Genomic DNA, 23,083 nt, shown 5'->3' on the forward strand with positions numbered 1-23,083 from the left:
CATTGGGTGAAACTATGCAATTGACTGTTCTATTGATTGCCCTGATCTGTGTACGCTGGTTTGGAACTCCATCCTGGCTTCATTTTGATCAATGGGTAAAGCCGTGGCTAGAGGCCATCGCGGGAAAGAGTTTACGAAATAAGCCTTGGCTATATTGGCTCATTGCGGCTTTGGTGCCTTTGGCCATAGCGGCCTATGCGCTGCAATGGAGCGCCCATCAAAGTGGCTTCTTAGAGTTTATTGTGACCGCCTTTATCTTGTTATACAGCATTGGTCGAGATGATTTCAAAGCCCAGGTACAAGGCTTTATTGCTGCTGTTAGAGGCGCAGATAACGACGCCATTAAAGCCGCTGCGCGCGAGTTACAGGCAAGTCCTGCAGAGGAAGAGCTCGCGAACGACAAGGCAGAGCTATACCATCAAACACTGTTAAATGCGGCCTACCGTGCTATGGAACGCGTATTTGTGGTGTTCTTTTGGTTTGCCATGTTAGGCCCATTGGCAGCTCTGGCTTACCGAATCTTACGTGTTTTCTATAGCGAGTATCAGGCACGTCGTGTAGAGCTAAATGCCCAGCAGGTTAACGTAGCCGCGGAGCAAGCCTCTTCTACCGGCGAAGATAGCGACAAGCAAGAAACAGACGCCCAAAACATGGAAAGCTCAGAGCAAGCGCCTCAAGCACTTGAGGCTTCTGGCCAAGACCAATCTAGCGCTGAGGCTAAGAAAGAGGCTAACGTGGAGGCTAAAGGTGGTGACTTTGTCATTGATGCCAAGCCTCTCAATAAGCTGCTTTGGCTGTTGGAGTGGCCGGTAGTTAGAGTGTTGGGGCTAAGCTTTGCCATCACCGGTAACTTTATGAGCTGTATGCAGCGCTGGCGTGACAGCTTGCTGTGTTTTAAAACACCGTCGAAAAAGGTGTTGGGTAATGCAGTTGGTGGCGCCTTAGATATTGATGTTGAAAAGCTTGATTGTGAGGCTATCTGCTGTGAAATGGAGACCTTACAGTCCTTGTTCTACCGAACCGGCTTATTCTGGTTATGTGCATTGGCGGTTTATCTCATGTTGGCCTTGTAAGCGCTATTCCTAGCGACTTTGCAAAGATTAAGGGCAGTTAATCGCTGCCCTTTTGCGTTTTTACAGCTCAACAGATTGCCCCCTGGCTGTTATGATGGCGCCTTTTAAGTAGGAATTTCCATGGCCCAGCCGTCCTCAAAGCCCAGTAGGGGAGAGCAGACTCGCCAACAGATACTGGAGGCGGCGTTAAGAGTCTTGGCAAGCCAGGGTTATCGAGCCCTTACTCATCGAGCTATAGCCAAAGAGGCTGGGGTAAGCCTTTCACTAACCACCTACCATTTTAAAGACCTAGAAGCGCTGCTGCACGATGCTTTTGCCTACTATAAGCAGAATGTTCTCAATGAATTTGAGGGCCGTTGGCAGAGCCTCCATGGGGAGTTTTTACAGCCGGCCATTGTGGAGGCCAAGCTCAGCGGCGATAGAACGGCGCTCGTCACCCTATTGGTCAACTATATGACCGACTTTATCGAGTCTGATTTGCTAGAGCGCAGTGAAGGTGTGGCTGTGGAAATGACCTTTCATTTTGACCTTCACCTGGAAGAAGAACAGCGCAATTTTGCCTATGAATTGTGCAATCGCCTCTATCCCCGGATGCATGATTTTTATCTAGAGATGGGCAGTGATGATCCCGCCACTGATGCTCACCTGCTACTGGATGTTGCTCATTTTTTGCGCTTTCGTCGATTGGCTGTTCCTCAAATGCTTAGCCGAGAGGATGTTCATCTTCGTCTCCATAGACTTCTTAGTTCTCAGTTAGTTAGTGGGTAGTTGCTAACTACGTATGATCCTAAATATATAGGGTTAGCGCTTAAGCTTCAGTCTTTGAAAAATAACTTACAGCAGGCCTTGACGGGGCAGGTGGCCAAGACCTATTATGAATACCCTTGCCGGTTTGCCTGTACAAATATACAGCTCCTCGATTCGCATGGACGCCTAGCACTGAAACACTAGCTGCATTTGGGTCGAGCCGGTAAGGGCCTTTTCCATCTTCTCTTTCGCTTTATTCCCTGTTTAAGCGCGCTCAAAATTCCAACAGCTTAGTTCTCCTTCAAGCACTTCTCATAAAATCAATCGAGATAGTTTTTGGTGGTGCTGTTATTATGCGGCGCATATTTATGAACTTGTTAGCCGGGGAATTTCATGCCGTCTTTTGACATCGTATCGGAAGTGGATAAGCACACTTTAACCAATGCCGTTGACCAATCTAATCGTGTGGTAACAACCCGTTTTGATTTTAAAGGCGTGGATGCTGATTTCACTCGCAACGATTTCACCATCACTATTCGTGCTGATGAAGAATTCCAGGTTCAGCAAATGCTGGATATTCTACAAAGTGATTTGCACAAAAATAAGATCGACATTCAGTGTTTGGAATGTAAAGACATTATCTCCTCAGGCAAGCAAAAAAAGCAGGATGTTATTGTTCGCACTGGTATTGATAGCGATTTGGCGAGAAAAATCGTCAAAATGATTAAAGAGAAAAAACTCAAGGTACAAGCCCAGGTGCAGGGCGATCAAGTTCGGGTAACGGGCAAGAAGCGTGATGACCTGCAAGCTGTTATGGCGATGTTGCGCGCCTCTGAATTGGATATGCCTTTGCAGTTTAATAACTTTCGCGATTAATCAATAGAACAACTTAATGCCTGATAGCCATGCTCAGAGTTGGAACGAAACGTTTCGGCTCATTTTATCTAAAAAAGTCCTCGCCCTGCTTTTGTTGGGTTTGTCTGCCGGTATTCCCTATTTCTTAATCTTTGGGACGCTTTCTTTGTGGCTCAAAGAAGCTGGTATAGATCGCTCTACTATTTCTTTCCTGAGTTGGGCGGCCCTCGGCTACTCGTTTAAGTTTGTTTGGGCTCCGCTTATTGATCAATTAAAGATTCCACTTTTGGCTCAATCGCTGGGACGCCGCCGCTCCTGGCTGCTGATTAGCCAGTGTTGGGTGATAGCCTCGCTACTCACGATGGCCTTTAGTGATCCGCAACATAGCCTCTGGCTGACCACAATGGCTGCGGTTTCCTTGGGCTTTGCCGCAGCGACACAGGATATTGTGATTGATGCCTATCGAATTGAGTCTGCTGACAGTTCGCTGCAGTCGATGCTCTCTAGTGCCTATATTGCTGGTTTTAGAATCGGAATGTTACTCGGCGGGGCTGGGGCTTTATATTTATCGGATTGGTTTGGAGGGGAGGGCTATAGCCCGACGGCTTGGACTATTGCTTATGCTTGTATGGCGGTGGCTATGCTGGCAGGTGTGTTTACGACGTTGGTGGTTGAGGAGCCAGTTTCGCAAAGGCGTGAGGTGGTAGCTTCGAGGGGAGATAATGTTCGGCTTTTATTGGGTTTTATTATCTGCGCAGCATCCTTTGTATTGGCGTTTGTGTTTATTGGCCAGCATATTATTGAATTAAAACCTTGGTTGGTGGAACTGTTCAATAATAAAGCGTTGGCTAGCTTTATTGTCGAGAGCGCTCGCTTACTGGCTTCTATCGTTTTTGCCTTTGTTTTAGTAAAGCTGGCTATCACCGTTGAGCTTGTGCCTGCTGCAGTAGTAAAGCGTAGTTATATTGACCCTATCGCTGATTTTTTTGAGCGCTACGGCAAAAAAACCGTAATGTTGCTAGCTTTGATCGCTTTATATCGAATGTCGGATATTGTAATGGGGGTAATCGCCAATATTTTTTATGTAGACGCTGGCTATACCAAACAGCAAATAGCGTCCTTTTCGAAATTCTACGGTTTGTTTGCTACCCTTGCCGGGGGGTTCCTGGGTGGCTTATTGTCCATTCGCTACGGTGTGTATAGGGTCCTGCTACTTGGTGCGGTTCTTTCCGCGCTGACAAATATTCTTTTTTCATTCTTAGCCACTGCAGCGGCCGATAGCACACTGCTAATGATGGCGATTACGGCAGATAACTTGAGCGGCGGTCTAGCGATGGCGGCTTTTGTTGCTTATTTGTCCAGCTTAACAAGCGTTTCTTTCACTGCCATGCAATACGCCATTTTTAGTTCACTAATGACCTTATTTCCTAAGCTATTGGCGGGCTACTCCGGGATGGTGTCTTTAGCAATAGGTTACGAGTACTTTTTCTATCTCACCGCGGCGTTGGGGATACCTGCTGTTGTGTTGGTGCTAATGTTGCAACGCTCTTTACCTATCGATAAAGATTCGCCACAGTAAACTCCGTTTTTAACATTAGAATTTCTTGAGTGATTTCAAAATAACTAAGCAATAGGTCGCCAACTTACTTAGAATCTATTCTTTTGGCGGATACCTAAGAGTTAAGGTTGCCAGCGGCAGCCTTTGGCAACTCGCTCCCCAATAAACTCGACCCCTTCGCCCAGCAATAATTCGTGTTGGCGCTGATAGGCTGGGCCGGGGGCGAGTGAAATTTTTCCCTGGCTATTGAGTACCCGAAACCAAGGTATCTTGCTGCCCTTAGGTAAGCGCCCCATCAACTTGCCAACGTGCCGGCTATGATTGGGGTAGCCCGCTAGTTTGGCGACTTGGCCGTAGCTTGCCACTTTGCCTTTGGGGATGGCTGCCACGATTTGGTACACCGCTTGGGAGAATTCTTCCATCGACATTATTTATAAAACTCATTTACTTAAAAGATGATTCGATTAAGCACTATTTTTCTTATTTACCTGCTAGCCTGCAATCTTAGCCAGGCTGCACGTTTAACTTTACTGAATGGTGATAGCTTACAGGGGGATTTGCTCGGAATCGAGGGCAATACTCTACGCTGGCAGTCACCGATGCTGGGCGAGCTAAAAGTACCCTTAAATAAAGTGGAAAGCTTTAACAGCGATACCCTGGTCAAAATCCAAGGTCGCAAAGATGCTTGCAGCATTACTTCGGTAACTGATGGCGTGATGCATTACAGCTGCTCTGAGGAGCAGGGCAACAAGGTAGATTTACTAGCGGTTGATCAAGTAGAGCCCTTTGAGAAATTCTATACCAAAGATATCGATATAAATGGCAGCTTGGCGGTGGCCGGTGTGCTCTCGCGCGGTAATAAGGAAGAAGATGATTGGGATGTGGCGGCCAAGCTTGGTGCTGAACATGGCGACTATCGCCATGAGGCCGATTTCAAATACGATAACACCGATAAGCTTCTGCAATCAGAACAGACCGAAGACTATAAGTTGGCTTACCAGTTAGATTGGTTTTTTAAAGAGCGTTGGTTCTTATACAGCGATGTCAGTACTGAGATGCTGGAATCCAAGAATATAGATCAGCGCTACGGCCTTGGTTTGGGGGTGGGTTATCAGTGGTTTAAAAGGCAAGATCTCAGTTTGGCCTTGGAAAGCGGTTTGAATCTGCAAAACGAAGAGCAAACAGGGGCTACCGAGGCTGAAGAGCGCCTTAACTGGCAGTGGGCGCTGCAGCTGGATTATCGCCTGCCGTTTTCGGCAACTTTGTTTCACAAGCACAAACTCAGCTATTCCATGCAGATGGCTGAAGATTGGGAAATTGATAGTGAAACCGGCTTAAAGGTGCCGTTGGGCTACGGTTTATCTTCGGATCTTAAATTCCAATACGATTTCGATAATATGCCCGCTGAGGGAGCAAAACGTAAAGATACTCGTCTAACTGTAGGAGTTGCCTACCAATGGTAGGTTAAGATTGGCTAAGTACGCTTGTTATTGGATACTTAAGGGCCATATCTAAGATATAAAGCTTGGTGTTATTGCAAGCTTGTTCTAATTAGCGAGGTTATCAAGGTGCGTGGTTTATTTTTGTTGTTTGTCGTTATGCCAGTGTTGGAGCTATGGCTACTCATTCAGGTTGGCGGGCAAATTGGCGGCTTAAACACCATTGCGCTGGTTTTCTTAACGGCGATCATTGGCACCTGGTTGCTTCGTAGGCAAGGCCTAAAAACCCTTCTACAGGCCCGCACTAAGATGGAAAGCGGCCAAATGCCAGCTAAAGAGATGGCTGAAGGTATCTGTTTGGCAGTGGGAGGTGCTTTGCTTCTTACCCCTGGCTTTATTACTGATGCGATCGGCTTTGCTTGTTTAATTCCAGGTCTTCGTACCGCTTTAATCGCTTTGGTGGTTAAAAACCTACACGTTCAAACCGTTCATACTCAGTCCTTCAATAGCCAGGGCTTTGGTGGCCAAAGCTACCGCCGAGGCCCCGCTGGGCAATCTGGCGATATTATCGAAGGTGAGTGGGAACCCTCCGCTGATCAGCCTAAAGGGCATATTGACCAAGGGAGCTCGTCTGATCGTTAGTTTTGCTTAATAGGGGCTTCGGTTCCGAGGCTTATGTTGGGGAAGGGTGTCTAGGGGGCGCATAAACCCGTCCCTGGGGCTCTTCTCCGGCATCCCTGCCTCCAAAGCCCCTAGACACCCTCCCCCAACATAAACCTCTACGTAGTGCTAGGCATTGTAGTTTTTAGCCTTGAATTAGTATTTCCTTTGAATACTGCTAACTTGAAAGCCTGTATTAAACTGAGAGTCTTAGCGCCTTTTCTGGCCTGAGGGCTTTGGAGGCAGGGATGCCGGAGAAGAGCTACATGGATGTATTTATGCGCCCCTCAGGTCAGAAAAGGCGCTAAGACTCTCATCGGAGCCACCGTTTCTAAAAATCTTCGTTCTTGAAGCGTAAAAAAATCCCTCCAAACGCTTGAAAACCCAATTTCGACCCCCATCATTCCTAGAGTCGGGATAAACCCGCAAGAATTTCGCCTCCATAGGCTTGAAACCCCTATGAGCGGCACAATATACACATCTAGGCCGGCGCAGAGCTGGACCAGATCAAGTTCAATAGACCTTCAGTAGAAGGTAAACGTTTGGAGAAAGTTGATGAAAATTCGTCCCTTACACGATCGTGTTGTGGTTCGTCGTCAGGAAGAAGAAGCTACTTCCGCTGGCGGTATCGTTCTACCGGGTTCTGCGCAAGAAAAGCCAGCCCAAGGTGTAGTTGTTGCAGCAGGCACAGGCCGTATCGCTGACAATGGCGAAGTTCGCCCATTGGCAGTAAAAGAAGGCGATATCGTAGTGTTTGGTAAGTACTCTGGTAGCAATACCGTACAGGTAGACGGCGAAGAGCTACTTATCCTAAACGAAAGCGAAATTTACGGCGTATTGGAAGGCTAAGGCGAGCCTTGCTTCCAATAACCCCCTAAGACACAAATTTGAAGGAAATTTGAATCATGGCTAAAGACGTATTGTTTGGTGATGAAGCTCGCCAGAGAATGTTGGTAGGTGTAAACATCCTAGCTGACGCAGTAAAAACTACCCTAGGCCCTAAAGGCCGTAACGTAGTACTAGATAAGTCATTTGGTGCGCCAACCGTAACCAAAGACGGTGTATCCGTAGCAAAAGATATCGAACTGGCTGACAAGTTCGAAAACATGGGCGCGCAAATGGTTAAGGAAGTTGCTTCCAAAGCCAACGATGACGCTGGTGACGGTACTACTACTGCAACTGTATTGGCTCAGGCTATCGTAAACGAAGGCTTGAAGTCTGTTGCAGCCGGTATGAACCCAATGGATCTTAAGCGCGGTATCGATAAAGCCGTTGTCGCTGCTGTAGAGCACATCAAATCAATCGCTCAGCCTTGTGCTGATAGCAAATCTATCGCACAGGTAGGTACTGTTTCTGCAAACGACGATTCTTCTGTTGGCGAAATCATCGCTGAAGCCATGGATAAAGTGGGTAAAGAAGGCGTAATCACCGTTGAAGAAGGTAACGCACTAGAGAACGAACTAGACGTAGTAGAAGGTATGCAGTTCGATCGCGGCTACCTATCGCCTTACTTCATTACCAACCAAGAGAGCATGGCTGTAGAGCACGAAGCGCCATTCCTATTGTTGGTTGATAAGAAAATCTCCAACATCCGCGAATTGCTACCAACTTTGGAAGCCGTTGCAAAAGCCGGTAAGCCACTAATCATTATCGCTGAAGATGTTGAAGGCGAAGCGCTAGCTACTTTGGTTGTAAACAACATGCGTGGCATCGTTAAAGTTGCAGCTTGTAAAGCACCTGGTTTCGGTGATCGTCGTAAAGCCATGTTGCAAGACATCGCTACCCTAACTGGCGCGACTGTGATCTCTGAAGAAGTAGGCTTAGATCTAGAAAGCACTACTCTTGAGCACCTAGGTACCGCTAAGCGTGTAACCATGAGCAAAGAAAATACCACCATCGTTGACGGTGCTGGTGAAGCATCTGAGATCGAAGCACGTGTTGCTCAGATTCGTGCTCAAATCGAAGATACTTCTTCTGATTACGACCGTGAAAAACTACAAGAGCGCGTAGCTAAATTAGCTGGCGGTGTTGCAGTAATTAAGGTTGGCGCTGCTACTGAAGTAGAAATGAAAGAGAAGAAAGCTCGTGTTGAAGATGCATTGCATGCAACTCGCGCTGCCGTAGAAGAAGGTGTAGTGCCTGGTGGTGGTACTGCCTTGCTACGCGCTGTTGCCGCTATCGCTGACTTGGAAGGTGCTAACGAAGACCAGACTGCTGGTGTTGGCATTGCCCGTCGCGCGATGGAAGCTCCACTGCGTCAAATCGTAAGCAACGCTGGCGATGAGTCTTCTGTTGTTGCCGATAAGGTGAAGCAAGCTGAAGGTAACCAGGGCTACAATGCTGGTACTGGTGAGTACGGCGACATGTTGGAAATGGGTATCCTAGATCCAGCTAAAGTAACCCGTAGCGCACTACAAGCTGCTGGCTCTATCGCTGGCCTAATGATCACTACCGAAGCAATGGTAGCGGATCAGCCTGCCGAAGCTGGCGCCGGTGGCGGCATGCCAGATATGGGCGGCATGGGCGGAATGGGTGGAATGGGCGGCATGATGTAAGCCACCCGCTTTACCCAAAGCTCTTAAAAACCCGCAAGTGAAAGCTTGCGGGTTTTTTATTGGGTGATGGTTTTGAAGGTTTTTGTATTTTCAGTCATAGGTCGGTTTCGTGGAAAATGAAGGTTAGCAAAGGGCTTGTGCACTCCAACGCTGTTGGCGCCTGAAAAAACGACTATCTGAGATTTGAGTGACAGCTTTGGAGGGCTCCCAAGCAAGCCCTGTTGGTGGTATCTTGTTGCGTTCAAAGTCTAACTAAGTTGCCTGAGTTTCAATTTGAGATGTTATGTTATTTTTAGTTTTCGGCACTAGTTGGTTAGTTAAAGGCTGGTAATTTATGAACAATATGAACTGTTTGAATATATGGCAGGATAGATCTTCATTTTTGGGTGCATTCCCTGCCACTTCTTGGCATTCACATGGTTCACCAGTTCTCCTTCTGGGGGTATCTGGAAGGTTTGAACTTGAGTTCCGAGATGGGAAAAAAGTTGTCACCTCAAGTGCAATTGTGGATGCAGGTATTTCACATAAGGTCGAGCCATGTAATGAGCTTATGGCGCTTTTCTATCTAAATACGAAAAGCTTGGATGCCCATAGAATGCGAATTCACTATTTAGCTGGCTCTGAATATGCAATTGATGTTGCATGTACTAGTTTGGGTGAGCGACGTTTTCTTAACTTAGTACACGACTTTGAGTTTAATGAGCTTTTGCGTGATTCATTGCCGAGTATATATAGTGCCGTGGATGAGCGAATTCAAAAAAGCCTGCGCTGCTTTTATCAAGATAAAAATCAGCAAAGTATGAAAGAGCTGGCTGAGAAAGTAGGTATGTCCAGCTCTAGGTACAGTCATTTGTTCACAGAAAGCATGGGGGTTAGCTATAGAAAGTACCGTCAATGGTCAAAGTTATCTTGTTTCTATCAACAATACGCAAAAACAGGAAATTTGACAGATGCAGCTTTGCTCAGTGGTTACTCTGATTCATCTCACTTTTCAAATTCGTTTAAAAATATATTTGGAGTGGCTCCGTCCCAAATTCTCAATAAGCATATAGACCTAAATATTTACTTCTAAGGTTGATAGGTTCATGAGCTTCGATTTCTTTAACTTTCTCAAAGATGATGATTACTTTTTGTCGTAGCATAATCTTACAAGTCCGCATTTTTTAAAGCTGGTAAGCTAGCCTCTCTTCTAGTCTCACTTCAATAGCCTAAGTGAGTGATTATAAACGTGAGGTAAAGATGTAATGTTTAACGAAGTGTTGTCTGTTGGTGACTCGAATAGTCGATGGTTTTTGATAACAGCTGCGGTGGTGCTTGTTATTTCCCTGGTAGAAGCTTGGATCGTATCACTCATTTACTACTTAAAAGTGCAGGGTTTTAAAAAAATATTCCCTTCGCCACATCAGTTGATAAGGTCCCATGTTGACTATTGCATTATGGCAGGATTGCTTGGGCTGTTTTATGTGGCTGTTCAGTCATTGAATATCACTTTACCGACAATAATTATTGCTCTAGCTTGTATAGGTGCGATATATAACCCATCTCCGTTTATTATCATGGCGATGAAAAAACCAGATGAGTTAAGGGGAGGTATCACCCGAAAAACGGGTGTTTTTATTTGTATCGGCGTAATGCCAGTAACCATTGGGTACGGCTATATAGCGTTTTCAATTATAGGTCATGCTTTACTTTAGTGAAAAGATTACAAGAGATAAATCTTGCTATTAAAGTTTGCTATAAAGTTGCTCCTTCGTTTCTTGGATCGCTTTTACTTCGGCACAATACTCAGCGGTTGGCCTAAGCAAGAGTCTCGGAATACCAATTGGGTCACCAGATTCTAAACAGTATCCGTAATCGCCTTCGCGAATACGTTTTAGGGACTGCTGTATTTTGGGCAGCAAGCGTTGTTCCCGTTCAAATATTCGCAGTGAAATACTGTTTTGCTCCTCCATAGATGCCCGGTCATTTTCATCGTTAAGATCGATGGGGGTTGCCATTTGTTGTTTGGCTTGCTCTATGCGAGCGCTGGTTGAATCGTAAAGATCGAGCAGGAGCTGTTTAAAAAACTCTAATTGCGCCTCGTTCATGTAATCAGAATCGGGCGCGGCTTTGATTTGATCTTCGCTTAGCATTGATGCTCCATTAGGGGTTCGGCTTTTTAAAATTATGCTTCTTGTTGCCAGACAGGAAATGGATCTGACAGTTGCAACCAGTATGATTTACCTTGCAGTACTTCTTCCTCGCTAAGCAAGCAGCTATCCAATGCATCGATCATGGCTTCTTGGTTTAGACCCTGACCGATAAAAACCAACTCCTGACGCATGTCCCCGAAAGGTTCCTCCCAGCTTTTTTCTATAGACTCCAAATACTCTGGGTCTGTAGGCCAGTTCGCTTTGGGAATAGCTTTCCAAAACATGCCGGCAAAACCGTAGTGGGCGATGCCACCTGCTTGGCTCCATTGGCCAGCAAACTCTGGGCGTGTTGCCAACCAGAAGTATCCCTTGGAGCGAATAAGCTTGCCGAAGGTTTCGCTGTTGTGAAGAAAACGATAAAACTTTTCGGGGTGGAAGGGGCGGCGGGCGAGATAGCTAAAGCTGGCTATGCCGTACTCTTCAGTTTCTGGTACGTGTTCACCACGTAGTTCTTTTAGCCAGCCAGGTGCTTGCTGTGCGCGATCAAAATCGAATAAGCCAGTATTTAATACCTCGTTAATATCGATTTGCCCGTTGGCAATCGGGATGATTTTTGCGTGGGTGTTGAGGGTTTTTAAAATAGCGCTTAATCGTTTTAAATCTTTTTCTTCGATTAAATCAGTCTTGCTAATTAGTATTACGTCGGCGAACTCGACTTGATCAACCAGCAAATCAGCGACGCTGCGTTCATCGTCTTCGCCTAATGATTCGCCCACATCTTGCAGATATTTTGCTTCGTCGTAATCCTTTAAAAAATTAACGGCATCGACTACGGTTACCATGGTATCAAGCAAGGCGACATCAGATAGGGATGTTCCGTTTTCATCGGCGAAGGTAAATGTCTCTGCTACCGGTAGAGGCTCTGAAATGCCAGTGGATTCAATCACTAAATAATCGAACCGTCCTTCCCGCGCGAGCTTGCTGACTTCGAGTAGTAAATCTTCCCGCAAGGTGCAACAGATGCAACCATTACTCATCTCTACCAACTTTTCTTCTTGATGGCTAAGTGATACTTCGCTTTGAACGGTGGCGGCATCGATATTGATTTCACTCATATCATTGACGATTACAGCCACTTTTTTACCTTGGCGATTATTGAGGATGTGGCTGAGTACCGTTGTTTTACCGGCGCCGAGGAAGCCGGATAGTACGGTTACGGGCAGTTGATTCATTGTTATATATCTCTACAGGCTAGCTTTTCTTGGTATGACATATTATATCCAATTGTGCTAGAAGCGCTTTGTCGGGCTAATGTCTAGGGGGCTAGCATTGAAGTTTTTGGGAATTACTTGCAGATGTAATTGATAATCATTGCTGTGTGTAGGTTTAGGAGATAAAATAACGCCCTTTTAGTTGGGGTTAATCATGTCTTGGCTTAAGCCGTCTATGCGCAAAACTTCTTTTGTGTTGTTACCATTATCTCTATTACTAAGTGCCTGCTCTGGCACTGCGCCAATATCCAAATCGATTGTGATAAAGGGAGGGAAGGTGGAATCTGTAGCCAATTTATACGACTACCAACTGCAAAATAGCGCGAGTGAGACCATTGAATTAGCACAGCTACTTTCCGAGATCGATAAAGCCGATGTGCTTATGGTGGGTGAGTGGCATGCACATCCAGCTGTGCATTTATTTCAAGCCAAATTGATGGCGGCCTTGGTAGCACAAGAGCGCCCGCTCAGCTTAGCAATGGAGCATTTTACGCGTGCCGATCAAGCAGAGCTTAATCGCTACCTAGCAGGTGAAATTGGTGAGAGTACTTTACTCAAAAACACCAAGGCCTGGGACAATTATAAAAGTGATTACCGCCCTATGGTGGAAATTGCCCGTCACAACAAACTACCTGTTATTGCCGCAAATGCCCCAAGGAACCATGTGAAGTGCGTTGGTCGAATTGGGCCAGCCTATCTAGATGGTTTGGCAACGGATGAGCGTGCAATGGTGGCCGCCAAGGTGGATATCAGTGAATCACCTTACCGTGAAAAGTTCTTGGGCAATATGAAGGGTATGAGCTTATCCGAAGAACGCATTGCTAAAATGTTTGGCGCCCAAATGACATGGGATGCCACAATGGCTGAATCTATTGCTTTGCATTTGGATAAAAACCCTAATCGTCGAATATTTCATGTTGCTGGACGTTTCCATACGGAAGGCGGATTGGGCACAGGGGCTGAGCTTCTGAAATTAAAACCAAATTTAAAAATTGCTTATATTACTGCGGTCACTGCAGATGAAAAATTGAGCGGGAATGACTACCGCTTAGTTGTTGAAGAGTTACCGCCAATGTGGGTAAACAAAGAAGAGCGTAATGCAGTAATGGTTGGGCATAAGCGTAGTAAGCTCGATTGTGGAGAGAGTAAGTAAGTCGCTAAAGCCGGGGGCAGATCCCCATTAAGGATAAAAATGCCAAAGCATTCTGCCAATGATATTTTCCGTTTGGCACAGCCCTATATCTTCGCTGCTAACACCCGCTGAATTAAGGCTTTTAAGATAAAAACTTCCGCCTTCCGTTACTTCACAAACTTGTTTGAATATGGGCCCTATCGTGGGGTGGTCATAAACCAAAAACTGGCCCGGCCTTGATTTTTGGTAAAGTGTGAATAGTAGAAGGTAGTCCCCGTCATTAAAACGGGGGCTCATACTGTTACCAGTAATCTTAAAAATCTTCAGCATGAAAACTTAGGCTAGCTTTGGGTATACCACTTGCTCGGCTGGAGCATAAGGGCAGGTGGCGGTGTAGGTTTCAACACCTTTAGTCGCCCAAAAGTTTTCGGCAAATTGATTAATTAAATTTAGAAACTCAACAGCCATATCGCGATCGATATGTTGACGAACTTTTGAGCCTTGCAGCATGATGTTATGGGCAAGCTCGTGGGTGCCAGGAAACTTCTCAAACTGCGGCGCTTTAAAATAATCACCCCAGATAATGCGAATCTCTTCTTTAGCTTTATTGCAGTGGCTTTCTTTTTCAGCAACTAGGCGGCCAAGCTTGGCTTGATCAGCAAGGCTAAGTTCGCCTTTTGCAGCCAGCTCATTAATTTGGTCGATCATGCGAATAGCGGTTAAAGCGGCAATTTGCGCGATAGCTGGATCATAAATACCACAGGGGATATCGCAGTGGGCGCTGGCGCTGGGGATGGTTTTGTCGAACAAAGACAATAGCTTATGCATGGTTATTCCTTTTGTTAGCAGGCTTTTCATTAATCGTGGTTTTTCGCTTTTTGCTTGCGGGCGATATAGAACGCCGTGCCAATAACGGCCGTGATCGCAATGGCGGTAAGAATATGGATAGGCTCTGCGGCCCAGTGCTGGTGGTCGTGACCTGGATGGGCTAAGGCAATTTGGCTGGCTCCAAGGCTAGCGGCAAGTAGGTATTTTTTCATAAAGGGGCTCCCCTGTGGTTTAGCGTGATATTGCATGAGTGATTACACATTGATGCTAATGCGAATGTAAGTGATTTGCAATATTAATTAAGAGTGGCTGCTCCAAATCACCATAGAAAAAATTTATTAGGATTCGGTAAATCAAAAAGCAAAAGATGCTAAAATTAGCCCCATTACTCGATACTGATAATTCGAGACAAACCCTGATACCGATAACCGATAGCCGCAAGATAAGGAAACGACTATGTCCATTGAATTACCTGCTTTGCCTTACGCCCAGGATGCCCTGGCACCTCATATCTCTGCTGAAACCCTTGAGTATCACTATGGCAAGCATCATCAAACCTATGTGACCAAGCTAAATGGTTTGATCCCAGGTACTGAGTTCGAAGGCAAGACTCTAGAAGAAATCGTTAAGTCTTCAGATGGTGGTGTGTTCAACAACGCTGCTCAAATCTGGAACCACAGCTTCTACTGGAACTGCTTAAGCCCAAATGGTGGTGGCGAAGCTACTGGTGCTGTTGCTGATAAAATCAACGAAGCTTTTGGTTCTTTCGAAGCCTTTAAAGAAGCTTTCACTACTTCAGCCGTTAACAACTTTGGTTCTTCTTGGACTTGGTTGGTACAGAATGCTGATGGCAGTGTAGCTATTGTAAACACCAGCAATGCAGCCACTCCATTGACTGACGAAGGTGTAACTCCGCTATTGACCGTTGATTTGTGGGAGCACGCTTACTACATCGATTACCGTAATGCGCGTCCTAACTACATGAACGCTTTCTGGGCGCTTGTAAACTGGGACTTCGTTAACGCTAACATGGCGTAATTACGAGTACAGTTTATTTGTACTAAAACCGCCAGCTTTGCTGGCGGTTTTGTTTTTGGTAGATCAATTATTTGTCTTTAGTCTTTTACTTTAACTGGAAGATACAGCGTAACTTCCATCTCTCTTGATTCATAATCTCTTAGATTACTCATCAACTCCATAACCTCGGCTTCATAATCAGCTTCTAAATCTTGCTCTAGCAAGTGACTGTATAGCGCATCCCAAGCAGCGGCATAAGCTGTGCCGGAGTCTATTCGTACTTTGGTGCACAGGTAGTGAGAAGCTGGAAGGCTTTTGTTGGCAGAGTGAGCTGGGCATTCATAGCCTACGTAAAATGGTTGGGAGACCGGTGAAATCGCAGCGTCCCATTGGTAAATAGACACACCGTGGGAGATGTCTTTGGGTGTGATTTGAAACCAGATTTCAAAGATTTTTTCGAGGTTATGACCTTGCTGCTTACTGGTGAAGTAGTGACGCTCGGGGAGACTCACAAGTTCAAATTGCATGTCTTTACACATAGCTTTTTCAAGGCTGGTTTCATTTTCTGTTGGCTGTCCTAGCTTCAACATAATTTGATCCCACAACTCGGCATCCTTTAGTTGATTGCTGCGTCGGATCTCAGAAGCGGATAAGCCTAGGTCTCTTTTTAAGGCTTTCGCCAATGCTTGCGATGAAGAAAATCCCGTTTCCAGTGCGATATCTGTAACGGCTTTTTTCTCTAGGGAAAGGCTATAAACCGCTTGTTTTAGGCGCATTCGGCGAAGATACTTAACTGGCGATTCGCCGAATACCAGCTTAAACATATAGTGAAAATGACTGGGTGATATGGCGCATTCATCGGCAATATCATTCCAATTTAAATTTTCGCTAAAGCGGTCTTGCATGATTTGGGTGGCTTTAACAAAGCGCTTTTTCCAATGCGGTGCAAGATCATCAATTAATTGAGATTCTGGAATTAAAACAGTGGCATCTTTTTTTGTCATAGTAGACTTCCCTATGGCAGAGTTCGGCAAATTCACGTTTTTCAAGTTATATAGGCTTTCAAACTATATAGCTTTGCAAGTTATTCAGTTCATAGTGGCTGAACAAAAAGAGGCTATGGATAAACCATAGCCTAGAGGAGAGTCGTTGAAAGGTCGTCTATCGCTTAGAAGTGGAATCTTAAGCCAATGGTGGCGGCATTGGATTCATAGCGACGCTTATCGCTATCGTCTTTGCCGTGAATAAGAGCCAAATCTAGAGATACATCTTTGCTAATAGCGATAGGGCTGTTGAGCTTCCAGCTACTCACATCTCCTGCTTTAGTATAGCGGACATTGAGTTCCCAGCCATCGCTAATGGCGGTTTTCCAAGCTACTGACCAAAGTACATCGGTCTCTTTACCAGATCCTCTAAAAGGCTCGATGGCTTTATCGATTTTTAAGCTGCCATGATCTTTGTGATCATTGTGGTTCATGCCTAATTCGAAGTTTAGATGATTACTTGGGTCTAGCTTTGCGATTACACCTAATGAAACATTCGCATTGGTTTCTTTGTCATCCAGCGATAAACGTATATTGCCGGAGTTGGCGCTGTCATCCGTACGTGATTGAGTGAGCTCACCACGTACGTATGTGTATTCATTAATACGCTTGCTTAACTCGGTGCGAAACGCTTTGCTGTCTAACTTAAAGCTGTTATTACCTACTTTAATTTTCGATTCCGCCACACCAGCATTGATGTCGACATAATCATATTTGGGCTCAGCGGCATAGCTCAAAGGAGAGTTTAAACTCAAAGCCAATACTGCAAGACTCATGCTAACTGATAATTTCATAGTGATACTCCACGTCCGTTGAATCAATGGCTGTATTTTAGGTCTCAGATTTGGGATAAACGTATCCGCGTTTACGGCGAAGGGCCCAAGAAAAGCCAACAAGCGTTAACTTTCATTAAGTGCCAGCCAGTTCTTCTTGCTAGATCACTTTTCGTTTGTTTGCTGGGGAATCCACCCTCGAGCGGACTGGTGGTTTTGTGTACAGGTGTCGTGAAGCGGCCTTTGATCGTGTAGAATGCTGGGCTGATTAAGGTACCAGCTAGCCCATCAAATAAGGGCAGTAAAAAGAGGATAGCTAGTCATATGAGTGTTGAACGTCGTGAGCCGACTTTTGGAGAGCAGGGTGCTTCTCAAGCAGCCCCCGAAGCCGAGGTAAATACTGGTTATTCTGTTACATCTGAGCAGGCCAGTTATGCGCCGCCGCCCAAGGCGGCTAAGTCGCAGGGTTCTTCTTTCTCTTGGTTGGCACTTTTCGCCCTACTATTTGCCTTCGCAGCAAGCGGCGCTGCCGGCTACCTCTATTGGCAGGGACAGCAAGATAAGCAGGCAGCGGCCGCCGCTATGTCCTCAGCAGAAGATCGTATTGCCGCCTTGGAGCAAAAACTCGACTTTTCCAATGAAGAATCTACCCAGTCGGTAGAGGCTATTCGCGCCAAGATAAAATGGGCAGATTCTGAGATTCGCAAGTTGTGGGGGGTGGCCTATGATCGCAACCGCAAAACGATCGATCAACATAAGAAGCAACTGGCGAGCCTAGATAAAAAGCTAAAGAGCACTGCGAGCGAGGCCTCTAAGGCTGCTAAAACTTCTGCAAGCCAAGCGGATAGCTTAAGCAAGCTGGAAACCCTTAGTACTGGTCAGGAAAAACGCCTAGCACAAGCTGAGGCTAGCCTGCAGCAGCGCGCTAAGGACTTACAAAGCGCTTTGAGTGATGTAGAAGCTCAGGCTTTGCAATTAGACCAATTGCGTAATGGCATTCTTGAGCGTGTGAAGCAAAATGAGGAATCTATTGAGTCCATTACGGTTTACCGTAAAACCACCAATAGAGAACTACTGAACATCAAGAAACGCTTAGATGCTGTGCAAGCTGGCACTAAACCAGCCGCGTAGCTGAGCTATAATTAGAGCTGTAAGGGAGTTAAAGGAAGCTTAAAGCTTCGCCCTGCTGCAGCCGCAGATAACGTACAGTTTAACCATAGTAGAAATTAGCCTAACTAGATTAGAGAGAACACCATGACTACCGTGATTCGTCCCCAGGATCTGATCGACAGTGTCGCAGATGCCCTTCAGTTTATTTCCTACTACCATCCGGTAGACTTTATTCAGGCCGTTCACCGTGCCTATGAAAAGGAAGCTAACCCAGCGGCGAAAGACGCTATGGCGCAGATCCTGATTAACTCTCGTATGTGTGCCGAAGGCCATCGTCCGATCTGTCAGGATACCGGTATTGTTTCTGTATTCCTGAAAGTGGGCATGAACGTGCAGTGGGAGGGCGATATGAGCCTAGAGGATATGGTAAACGAAGGTGTTCGTCGGGCTTATAACCACCCAGATAACAAGCTGCGCGCTTCGGTTTTGGCCGACCCAGACGGTGCCCGTAAAAACACCGGTGATAACACTCCAGCAATGATCACCTACAAAATTGTCCCTGGTGATAAAGTTGATGTGCATGTTGTAGCCAAAGGCGGCGGTAGCGAAGCCAAAACGAAATTTGCCATGCTGAACCCTTCTGACAATGTTGTCGATTGGGTATTGAAGATGGTGCCGACTATGGGTGCTGGTTGGTGTCCGCCTGGTATCCTAGGTATTGGTATCGGTGGTACTGCAGATAAAGCTCTGGCAATGGCGAAAGAGTCATTGCTTGACCCTATCGATATTCACGATCTACAAGAAGCCGGTGCGAGCAATCGTGCTGAAGAATTGCGCTTAGAGTTGTTCGATAAAGTGAATAAGCTAGGCATTGGTGCTCAGGGCTTAGGTGGTTTAACCACGGTTCTAGACATCAAAGTAAAAGATTGCCCAACCCACGCGGCCAACAAGCCAGTGGCGATTATTCCAAACTGTGCGGCGACTCGTTTGGCTAAGTTTACCTTAGATGGTTCTGGTCCATCTTTACAAACGCCTCCTAGTTTAGACGATTGGCCTGAGATTACTTGGGAAGTGGGTGATGCTCGTCGCGTGAATTTGGATGAGCTTACTAAAGAAGACATTCAAGAGTGGAAAACTGGTGAAACTGTTTTGCTATCCGGCAAAATGTACACTGGCCGCGACGCTGCCCATAAACGTATGGTGGATATGATCGCTAAGGGTGAAAAACTACCCGTTGATTTCACCAATAAGTTTATTTACTACGTTGGCCCGGTAGACCCAGTACGTGAAGAAGTTGTTGGCCCTGCTGGTCCTACAACCGCTACTCGCATGGATAAGTTTACTCGCACTATGCTGGAAGAAACTGGTCTAATTGGCATGGTCGGTAAAGCTGAGCGCGGTGAGCTTGCTATCGAAGCTATTAAAGATAACAAGGCGGTTTATCTAATGGCAGTGGGTGGTTCGGCTTACTTGGTATCTAAGGCCATCAAGGCTTCTAAGGTTGCGGGTTTTGAAGATCTTGGTATGGAAGCTATCTATGAGTTTGATATCAAAGATATGCCGGTAACCGTAGCAGTTGACAGTACCGGTGAATCTGCTCACCAGACTGGTCCGAAAATTTGGCAAGCAAAAATTGAAGAAGGCGTTATTGAAGTTAAATAATCCTTCTTCAATTAATTAGCTGTTTACAAGAACAGCTAATTAAAAAATAGGGCGGCCTAGGTCGCCCAAGTTTTAATTAAGGTAATTCTGTGACTCTAGACCCGGTACTATTTTATAAGGCGATGGCCGACGATACTCGTCTTCGTGCACTGCATTTAATTGTGCAGCAAGAAGAGCTTTGTGTCTGTGAGTTGACGGAAGCTTTAGACCTGAGTCAGCCTAAAGTGTCGAGGCACCTCGCACAATTACGCAAGCAAGGTGTGCTAAGTGATCGCCGTGCTGGGCAGTGGGTTTTTTATTCTATCAACCCTAATTTGCCTGATTGGGCAAAGCAATTACTGCAATTATCCAGTGATGAAAATCGTAGCTGGACAAAATCAAATCTTAAGCGCCTAGAAGCCATGGACGATCGTCCGGCTCGTTGTTGCTAGTTCCGTTTTTTAATTACTTCTTTGTTGTCTGACCGTCAAAAAGTTGGGATAAGCTTAGCCCATGATTGGCAGCTTTCTAGGCTTTTCTCTGTTCTAAAAAGTTTCACAAAAAATGAGTATCTGTGCTCGTTCTTGGCGTTTTCTTCGTTTTTGTTTCTTTGTTGTCTGACCGTCAAAAGGTGGGGATAAGCTTAGCCCACGATCGGCGGCCCTCCAGGCTTCCCTCAGTCCTAAAAAAGCCTCACGAAAAGACCTGAGTCTTTTTTACTCGTTCGGCGCTCGCTCTAAATTGTGGTCTAAGCTTATCCCCACCTTTTGACTACAGTAGTGCCTTTATTCAAATGTCTGGGGAGTTTAATGCTTGAATAGAAATAGCTGTTGATTGCTTAGTGAAGGGTAGCGAGTAATAGGTAGCCCCCTTAGCAGGAACCGTAGAGTGTCACGGATGACACGACCCGAGCGCCCTGGATGGCTTGAGCGCGTTCCAGCTAAGGGGGCTATCTATTACTTGCGGATCGAGGTTGTTTACTTGATCTGCTCCTCAATCCATAGCATTGATACATTTTGCTAAGTGCTTTGCTCATCTTCAACATTCCTATCCTGGGCCCATAACGACATACTCTGGTTTTTATAGCCATTATCGGAGAACAAATCATGTCTGATACCCTTAAATTCGAAGATCGCGTCGTAGTTGTCACCGGAGCGGGCGCCGGCCTTGGTCGCTCTCATGCCCTAGAGTTTGCTCGCCGTGGCGCCAAAGTTGTGGTGAATGATCTAGGTGGTAGCGCACATGGTGAAGGTAAAGGTAGTGAAGCCGCTGATAAAGTTGTTGCCGAAATTACCGCCATGGGTGGCCAGGCCGTGGCCAATTATGACTCCGTAGAAGATGGTGATGCCATTATTCAAACGGCAATCGATAACTTTGATCGTGTAGATGTCGTTATCAACAACGCCGGTATTCTGCGTGATACTAGCTTTGCCAAAATGAGCGACCAAGACTGGGATCTTATTTATCGCGTACACATTCTGGGTGCTTACAAGGTGGCCAAGGCTGCATGGCCTTACATGATGGAGCAAGAGTACGGGCGCATAATTAACACCTCGTCGGCTGCGGGCATCTACGGTAACTTCGGTCAGGCCAACTATTCAACGGCGAAGCTTGGTTTGTATGGTTTAACGCAAACCCTAGCAATCGAGGGCGCCAAGAAAAACATCAAAGTGAATGCCATCGCACCTGTGGCGGGTTCTCGCATGACAGAAACCATCTTGCCGCCTGAAGTGGTTAAAGCGCTGAAGCCGGAGTTTATTACCCCATTAGTAGTGAAGCTTTGTGCCGAACAAAACCAAGACAGCGGCGGCCTCTATGAAGTAGGTGCGGGTTGGATTTCTAAGCTTCAGTGGGAGCGCACCAAGGGCGTTAACTTTAGTCCTGCAGAAGGTTTCAGTGCCGAAGATGTAGAAAACAACTGGGATCAAATCTGCGACTTTAGCGATGCAGATAAACCCAAAACCGCTAACGATTCGTTTGTACCTGTTTTTACAAACTTGGGTATTAAAATTCCTGGCATGTAATTGGCCAAAGCAAACAAATAGAAACTACGAGGAAAAATTATGAGCAATGCAATTGTTGCTGGCGTAGACATGGTGAAGTTTGCCAAGCCTGGCCAACATGAACCATATCGAGTTATGGCGTCGCAAGCCATTCAGGGCGCGCTAAAAGACGCTGGTATTGAAGCATCTTCAGTGCAGCAAGCCTATGGTAGTTATATCTATGGCGATTCCACCTGTGCTCAGCATGCCTTGTACGATGCCTTTATGACAGGCATCCCTGTTATTAATGTAAATAACAACTGCTCTTCAGGTTCTACCGCTTTGTACTTGGCTCGCCAAGCGGTGGAAAGTGGTGCGGCAGAATGTGTATTGGCTTTCGGTTTTGAAGAGATGCAGCCTGGTGCTTTAAGTTCTCATTGGGATGATCGCGAATCGCCCTTTGATAATTTTCTAACGGTATTAGATAAAGCTGAGTATCCAGCCGCGCCTTTGGCCTTGCGTTGCTTTGGTGCTGCTGGTCACCACTATATGGAAAAATATGGTGCCACTCGCGATATTTTCGCCAAGGTATCGGTAAAAACCCGTAATCATGCCTTAAACAATCCATTGTCTTTGTTTAACACCCCTTTAACTGAAGAACAGGTCTTGGGCGATAAAGTGGTCTTTATGGATTACTTAACTCGCACCATGTGCTGTCCTCCTACTTGTGGTGCTGGTGCAGCGATTGTGTGTAGTGAAGAGTTTGCTAAAAAGCACAACATCGATGGCGGTGTGAAAATTTTATCCCAAGCTATGGCTACAGATACGCCGCAAACATGGGACAACCCCATCGATTTGATTGGCGCCGATATGACTCGTCGTGCTTCTAAGCAAGTGTTTGAGCAAGCGGGCGTGGACGTGAATGATGTTGACGTGGTTGAGTTGCACGATTGCTTCACCACTAACGAAGTTGTTACCTATGAAGGTTTAGGCTTATGCTCTGAAGGTGAAGCCAGTAAATTTATTGCCGATGGTGATAATACCTATGGTGGTAAATTTGTGGTTAACCCTTCTGGTGGTTTGATGTCAAAAGGGCACCCAATTGGGGCTACCGGGCTAGCGCAGTGCTATGAGCTGGTAAACCAATTACGTGGCACTGCTGATCAGCGTCAAGTTACTGATGCCAAGCTTGCCTTGCAGCATAACCTAGGTCTTGGTGGCGCTGTTGTTGTTACCTTGTATCAAGCGAGTTAATGGTCTCACTGAT

25 protein-coding genes are annotated in these 23,083 nt (G+C 46.0%); 17 read left to right on the plus strand and 8 right to left on the minus strand.

Going from position 1 to position 23,083, the window contains the following annotated elements:
- Positions 1 to 14: 14 nt before the first annotated feature.
- The 4 genes from Q1A08_RS07675 (at position 15) to Q1A08_RS07690 (ending at position 4,254) form a co-directional block, all read left to right on the plus strand.
- Entirely contained in the window at positions 15 to 1,073 is a 1,059-nt protein-coding gene (locus Q1A08_RS07675; protein ID WP_299771506.1) for a hypothetical protein, read from the plus strand.
- 120 nt (positions 1,074 to 1,193) lie between these two features.
- Complete coding sequence (locus tag Q1A08_RS07680) at positions 1,194 to 1,841, plus strand: TetR family transcriptional regulator (protein WP_299771508.1); 648 nt, start codon at positions 1,194 to 1,196, stop codon at positions 1,839 to 1,841.
- A gap of 372 nt (positions 1,842 to 2,213) precedes the next feature.
- Positions 2,214 to 2,696 carry a YajQ family cyclic di-GMP-binding protein gene (locus Q1A08_RS07685; protein WP_299771509.1) on the plus strand — a complete coding sequence of 161 codons (483 nt, stop codon included), beginning with the start codon at positions 2,214 to 2,216 and terminating at the stop codon, positions 2,694 to 2,696.
- 16 nt (positions 2,697 to 2,712) lie between these two features.
- Positions 2,713 to 4,254 carry an MFS transporter gene (locus Q1A08_RS07690; protein WP_299771511.1) on the plus strand — a complete coding sequence of 514 codons (1,542 nt, stop codon included), beginning with the start codon at positions 2,713 to 2,715 and terminating at the stop codon, positions 4,252 to 4,254.
- A gap of 101 nt (positions 4,255 to 4,355) precedes the next feature.
- On the opposite strand, the gene Q1A08_RS07695 is transcribed toward Q1A08_RS07690, so the two are convergent.
- A complete protein-coding gene (locus tag Q1A08_RS07695; RefSeq protein ID WP_299771513.1) occupies positions 4,356 to 4,661 on the minus strand; it encodes an MGMT family protein in 306 nt (101 codons plus the stop codon).
- Between the two features lie 27 nt (positions 4,662 to 4,688).
- Between Q1A08_RS07695 and Q1A08_RS07700 the strand changes: the two genes are divergently transcribed.
- From Q1A08_RS07700 to Q1A08_RS07725, 6 genes are all read left to right on the plus strand, one after another.
- Positions 4,689 to 5,696: a DUF481 domain-containing protein gene (locus Q1A08_RS07700; protein ID WP_299771515.1), complete on the plus strand. Its 1,008-nt coding sequence runs from the start codon at positions 4,689 to 4,691 to the stop codon at positions 5,694 to 5,696.
- 105 nt (positions 5,697 to 5,801) lie between these two features.
- Complete coding sequence (locus Q1A08_RS07705) at positions 5,802 to 6,314, plus strand: FxsA family protein (protein ID WP_299771517.1); 513 nt, start codon at positions 5,802 to 5,804, stop codon at positions 6,312 to 6,314.
- A 573-nt stretch (positions 6,315 to 6,887) separates the two neighbouring features.
- Positions 6,888 to 7,181, plus strand: coding sequence for a co-chaperone GroES (locus Q1A08_RS07710; RefSeq protein WP_299771519.1), 294 nt, complete (start codon positions 6,888 to 6,890; stop codon positions 7,179 to 7,181).
- A gap of 53 nt (positions 7,182 to 7,234) precedes the next feature.
- Positions 7,235 to 8,887 carry a chaperonin GroEL gene (gene groL / locus Q1A08_RS07715; protein WP_299771892.1) on the plus strand — a complete coding sequence of 551 codons (1,653 nt, stop codon included), beginning with the start codon at positions 7,235 to 7,237 and terminating at the stop codon, positions 8,885 to 8,887.
- 334 nt (positions 8,888 to 9,221) lie between these two features.
- Positions 9,222 to 9,959, plus strand: coding sequence for an AraC family transcriptional regulator (locus Q1A08_RS07720; RefSeq protein WP_299771521.1), 738 nt, complete (start codon positions 9,222 to 9,224; stop codon positions 9,957 to 9,959).
- Positions 9,960 to 10,131: 172 nt separating this feature from the next.
- Positions 10,132 to 10,581 carry a hypothetical protein gene (locus Q1A08_RS07725; RefSeq protein WP_299771522.1) on the plus strand — a complete coding sequence of 150 codons (450 nt, stop codon included), beginning with the start codon at positions 10,132 to 10,134 and terminating at the stop codon, positions 10,579 to 10,581.
- 30 nt (positions 10,582 to 10,611) lie between these two features.
- On the opposite strand, the gene Q1A08_RS07730 is transcribed toward Q1A08_RS07725, so the two are convergent.
- Together Q1A08_RS07730 and zigA are read right to left on the minus strand one after the other, a co-directional pair.
- Complete coding sequence (locus Q1A08_RS07730) at positions 10,612 to 11,019, minus strand: TraR/DksA C4-type zinc finger protein (protein WP_299771524.1); 408 nt, start codon at positions 11,017 to 11,019, stop codon at positions 10,612 to 10,614.
- Positions 11,020 to 11,051: 32 nt separating this feature from the next.
- Positions 11,052 to 12,251 carry a zinc metallochaperone GTPase ZigA gene (zigA, locus tag Q1A08_RS07735; RefSeq protein ID WP_299771526.1) on the minus strand — a complete coding sequence of 400 codons (1,200 nt, stop codon included), beginning with the start codon at positions 12,249 to 12,251 and terminating at the stop codon, positions 11,052 to 11,054.
- Between the two features lie 193 nt (positions 12,252 to 12,444).
- Here zigA and Q1A08_RS07740 point away from each other — a divergent pair, with 193 nt between their 5' ends.
- Complete coding sequence (locus Q1A08_RS07740; RefSeq protein WP_299771528.1) at positions 12,445 to 13,443, plus strand: ChaN family lipoprotein; 999 nt, start codon at positions 12,445 to 12,447, stop codon at positions 13,441 to 13,443.
- Between the two features lie 27 nt (positions 13,444 to 13,470).
- Here Q1A08_RS07740 and Q1A08_RS21495 read toward each other — a convergent pair whose 3' ends face one another.
- Genes Q1A08_RS21495 through Q1A08_RS07750 form a run of 3 tightly spaced genes read right to left on the minus strand, consistent with a single transcriptional unit; the run spans position 13,471 to position 14,462 of the window.
- Positions 13,471 to 13,752: a S24/S26 family peptidase gene (locus tag Q1A08_RS21495; RefSeq protein WP_363323506.1), complete on the minus strand. Its 282-nt coding sequence runs from the start codon at positions 13,750 to 13,752 to the stop codon at positions 13,471 to 13,473.
- 6 nt (positions 13,753 to 13,758) lie between these two features.
- Positions 13,759 to 14,250, minus strand: a complete 492-nt coding sequence (gene sodN / locus Q1A08_RS07745; RefSeq protein WP_299771530.1) for a superoxide dismutase, Ni — start codon at positions 14,248 to 14,250, stop codon at positions 13,759 to 13,761.
- 29 nt (positions 14,251 to 14,279) lie between these two features.
- Entirely contained in the window at positions 14,280 to 14,462 is a 183-nt protein-coding gene (locus tag Q1A08_RS07750; protein ID WP_299771532.1) for a hypothetical protein, read from the minus strand.
- 244 nt (positions 14,463 to 14,706) lie between these two features.
- Between Q1A08_RS07750 and sodB the strand changes: the two genes are divergently transcribed.
- A complete protein-coding gene (sodB, locus tag Q1A08_RS07755; protein WP_299771533.1) occupies positions 14,707 to 15,288 on the plus strand; it encodes a superoxide dismutase [Fe] in 582 nt (193 codons plus the stop codon).
- A gap of 77 nt (positions 15,289 to 15,365) precedes the next feature.
- On the opposite strand, the gene Q1A08_RS07760 is transcribed toward sodB, so the two are convergent.
- Together Q1A08_RS07760 and Q1A08_RS07765 are read right to left on the minus strand one after the other, a co-directional pair.
- Entirely contained in the window at positions 15,366 to 16,271 is a 906-nt protein-coding gene (locus tag Q1A08_RS07760; protein ID WP_299771535.1) for an AraC family transcriptional regulator, read from the minus strand.
- Between the two features lie 164 nt (positions 16,272 to 16,435).
- Positions 16,436 to 17,104, minus strand: coding sequence for an outer membrane beta-barrel protein (locus Q1A08_RS07765; protein WP_299771537.1), 669 nt, complete (start codon positions 17,102 to 17,104; stop codon positions 16,436 to 16,438).
- Positions 17,105 to 17,407: 303 nt separating this feature from the next.
- On the opposite strand from Q1A08_RS07765, the gene Q1A08_RS07770 reads away from it, so the two are divergent.
- The 5 genes from Q1A08_RS07770 to Q1A08_RS07790 all read left to right on the plus strand — a co-directional run bounded on the left by Q1A08_RS07770 (position 17,408) and on the right by Q1A08_RS07790 (position 23,070).
- The gene (locus Q1A08_RS07770; protein ID WP_299771539.1) at positions 17,408 to 18,214 is read left to right on the plus strand and encodes a hypothetical protein; all 807 of its coding nucleotides are present in this window, start codon (positions 17,408 to 17,410) and stop codon (positions 18,212 to 18,214) included.
- Between the two features lie 123 nt (positions 18,215 to 18,337).
- Positions 18,338 to 19,855 carry a fumarate hydratase gene (locus Q1A08_RS07775; protein WP_299771541.1) on the plus strand — a complete coding sequence of 506 codons (1,518 nt, stop codon included), beginning with the start codon at positions 18,338 to 18,340 and terminating at the stop codon, positions 19,853 to 19,855.
- A gap of 89 nt (positions 19,856 to 19,944) precedes the next feature.
- Positions 19,945 to 20,286, plus strand: coding sequence for a metalloregulator ArsR/SmtB family transcription factor (locus Q1A08_RS07780; RefSeq protein ID WP_299771543.1), 342 nt, complete (start codon positions 19,945 to 19,947; stop codon positions 20,284 to 20,286).
- 654 nt (positions 20,287 to 20,940) lie between these two features.
- Complete coding sequence (locus tag Q1A08_RS07785; RefSeq protein ID WP_299771545.1) at positions 20,941 to 21,858, plus strand: SDR family oxidoreductase; 918 nt, start codon at positions 20,941 to 20,943, stop codon at positions 21,856 to 21,858.
- A gap of 39 nt (positions 21,859 to 21,897) precedes the next feature.
- Entirely contained in the window at positions 21,898 to 23,070 is a 1,173-nt protein-coding gene (locus tag Q1A08_RS07790) for a lipid-transfer protein (RefSeq protein WP_299771546.1), read from the plus strand.
- Positions 23,071 to 23,083: the final 13 nt, after the last annotated feature.

Source organism: uncultured Pseudoteredinibacter sp. (assembly GCF_947500695.1).
In the GTDB taxonomy this organism is placed as follows: domain Bacteria; phylum Pseudomonadota; class Gammaproteobacteria; order Pseudomonadales; family Cellvibrionaceae; genus Pseudoteredinibacter.

What these genes read in the sequence shown, in the direction of transcription:
- Q1A08_RS07750 (WP_299771532.1), bottom strand. Translation starts at nt 14,462, where the DNA reads ATGAAAAAATACCTACTTGCCGCTAGCCTTGGAGCCAGCCAAATTGCC.
- Q1A08_RS07770 (WP_299771539.1), top strand. Translation starts at nt 17,408, where the DNA reads ATGAGTGTTGAACGTCGTGAGCCGACTTTTGGAGAGCAGGGTGCTTCT.
- Q1A08_RS07760 (WP_299771535.1), bottom strand. Translation starts at nt 16,271, where the DNA reads ATGACAAAAAAAGATGCCACTGTTTTAATTCCAGAATCTCAATTAATT.
- Q1A08_RS07720 (WP_299771521.1), top strand. Translation starts at nt 9,222, where the DNA reads ATGAACAATATGAACTGTTTGAATATATGGCAGGATAGATCTTCATTT.
- Q1A08_RS07725 (WP_299771522.1), top strand. Translation starts at nt 10,132, where the DNA reads ATGTTTAACGAAGTGTTGTCTGTTGGTGACTCGAATAGTCGATGGTTT.
- Q1A08_RS07765 (WP_299771537.1), bottom strand. Translation starts at nt 17,104, where the DNA reads ATGAAATTATCAGTTAGCATGAGTCTTGCAGTATTGGCTTTGAGTTTA.
- zigA (WP_299771526.1), bottom strand. Translation starts at nt 12,251, where the DNA reads ATGAATCAACTGCCCGTAACCGTACTATCCGGCTTCCTCGGCGCCGGT.
- Q1A08_RS07700 (WP_299771515.1), top strand. Translation starts at nt 4,689, where the DNA reads ATGATTCGATTAAGCACTATTTTTCTTATTTACCTGCTAGCCTGCAAT.
- Q1A08_RS21495 (WP_363323506.1), bottom strand. Translation starts at nt 13,752, where the DNA reads ATGCTGAAGATTTTTAAGATTACTGGTAACAGTATGAGCCCCCGTTTT.
- Q1A08_RS07730 (WP_299771524.1), bottom strand. Translation starts at nt 11,019, where the DNA reads ATGCTAAGCGAAGATCAAATCAAAGCCGCGCCCGATTCTGATTACATG.
- Q1A08_RS07685 (WP_299771509.1), top strand. Translation starts at nt 2,214, where the DNA reads ATGCCGTCTTTTGACATCGTATCGGAAGTGGATAAGCACACTTTAACC.
- Q1A08_RS07790 (WP_299771546.1), top strand. Translation starts at nt 21,898, where the DNA reads ATGAGCAATGCAATTGTTGCTGGCGTAGACATGGTGAAGTTTGCCAAG.
- Q1A08_RS07680 (WP_299771508.1), top strand. Translation starts at nt 1,194, where the DNA reads ATGGCCCAGCCGTCCTCAAAGCCCAGTAGGGGAGAGCAGACTCGCCAA.
- Q1A08_RS07675 (WP_299771506.1), top strand. Translation starts at nt 15, where the DNA reads ATGCAATTGACTGTTCTATTGATTGCCCTGATCTGTGTACGCTGGTTT.
- sodN (WP_299771530.1), bottom strand. Translation starts at nt 14,250, where the DNA reads ATGCATAAGCTATTGTCTTTGTTCGACAAAACCATCCCCAGCGCCAGC.
- Q1A08_RS07775 (WP_299771541.1), top strand. Translation starts at nt 18,338, where the DNA reads ATGACTACCGTGATTCGTCCCCAGGATCTGATCGACAGTGTCGCAGAT.
- Q1A08_RS07710 (WP_299771519.1), top strand. Translation starts at nt 6,888, where the DNA reads ATGAAAATTCGTCCCTTACACGATCGTGTTGTGGTTCGTCGTCAGGAA.
- Q1A08_RS07695 (WP_299771513.1), bottom strand. Translation starts at nt 4,661, where the DNA reads ATGTCGATGGAAGAATTCTCCCAAGCGGTGTACCAAATCGTGGCAGCC.
- sodB (WP_299771533.1), top strand. Translation starts at nt 14,707, where the DNA reads ATGTCCATTGAATTACCTGCTTTGCCTTACGCCCAGGATGCCCTGGCA.
- Q1A08_RS07690 (WP_299771511.1), top strand. Translation starts at nt 2,713, where the DNA reads ATGCCTGATAGCCATGCTCAGAGTTGGAACGAAACGTTTCGGCTCATT.
- Q1A08_RS07785 (WP_299771545.1), top strand. Translation starts at nt 20,941, where the DNA reads ATGTCTGATACCCTTAAATTCGAAGATCGCGTCGTAGTTGTCACCGGA.
- Q1A08_RS07740 (WP_299771528.1), top strand. Translation starts at nt 12,445, where the DNA reads ATGTCTTGGCTTAAGCCGTCTATGCGCAAAACTTCTTTTGTGTTGTTA.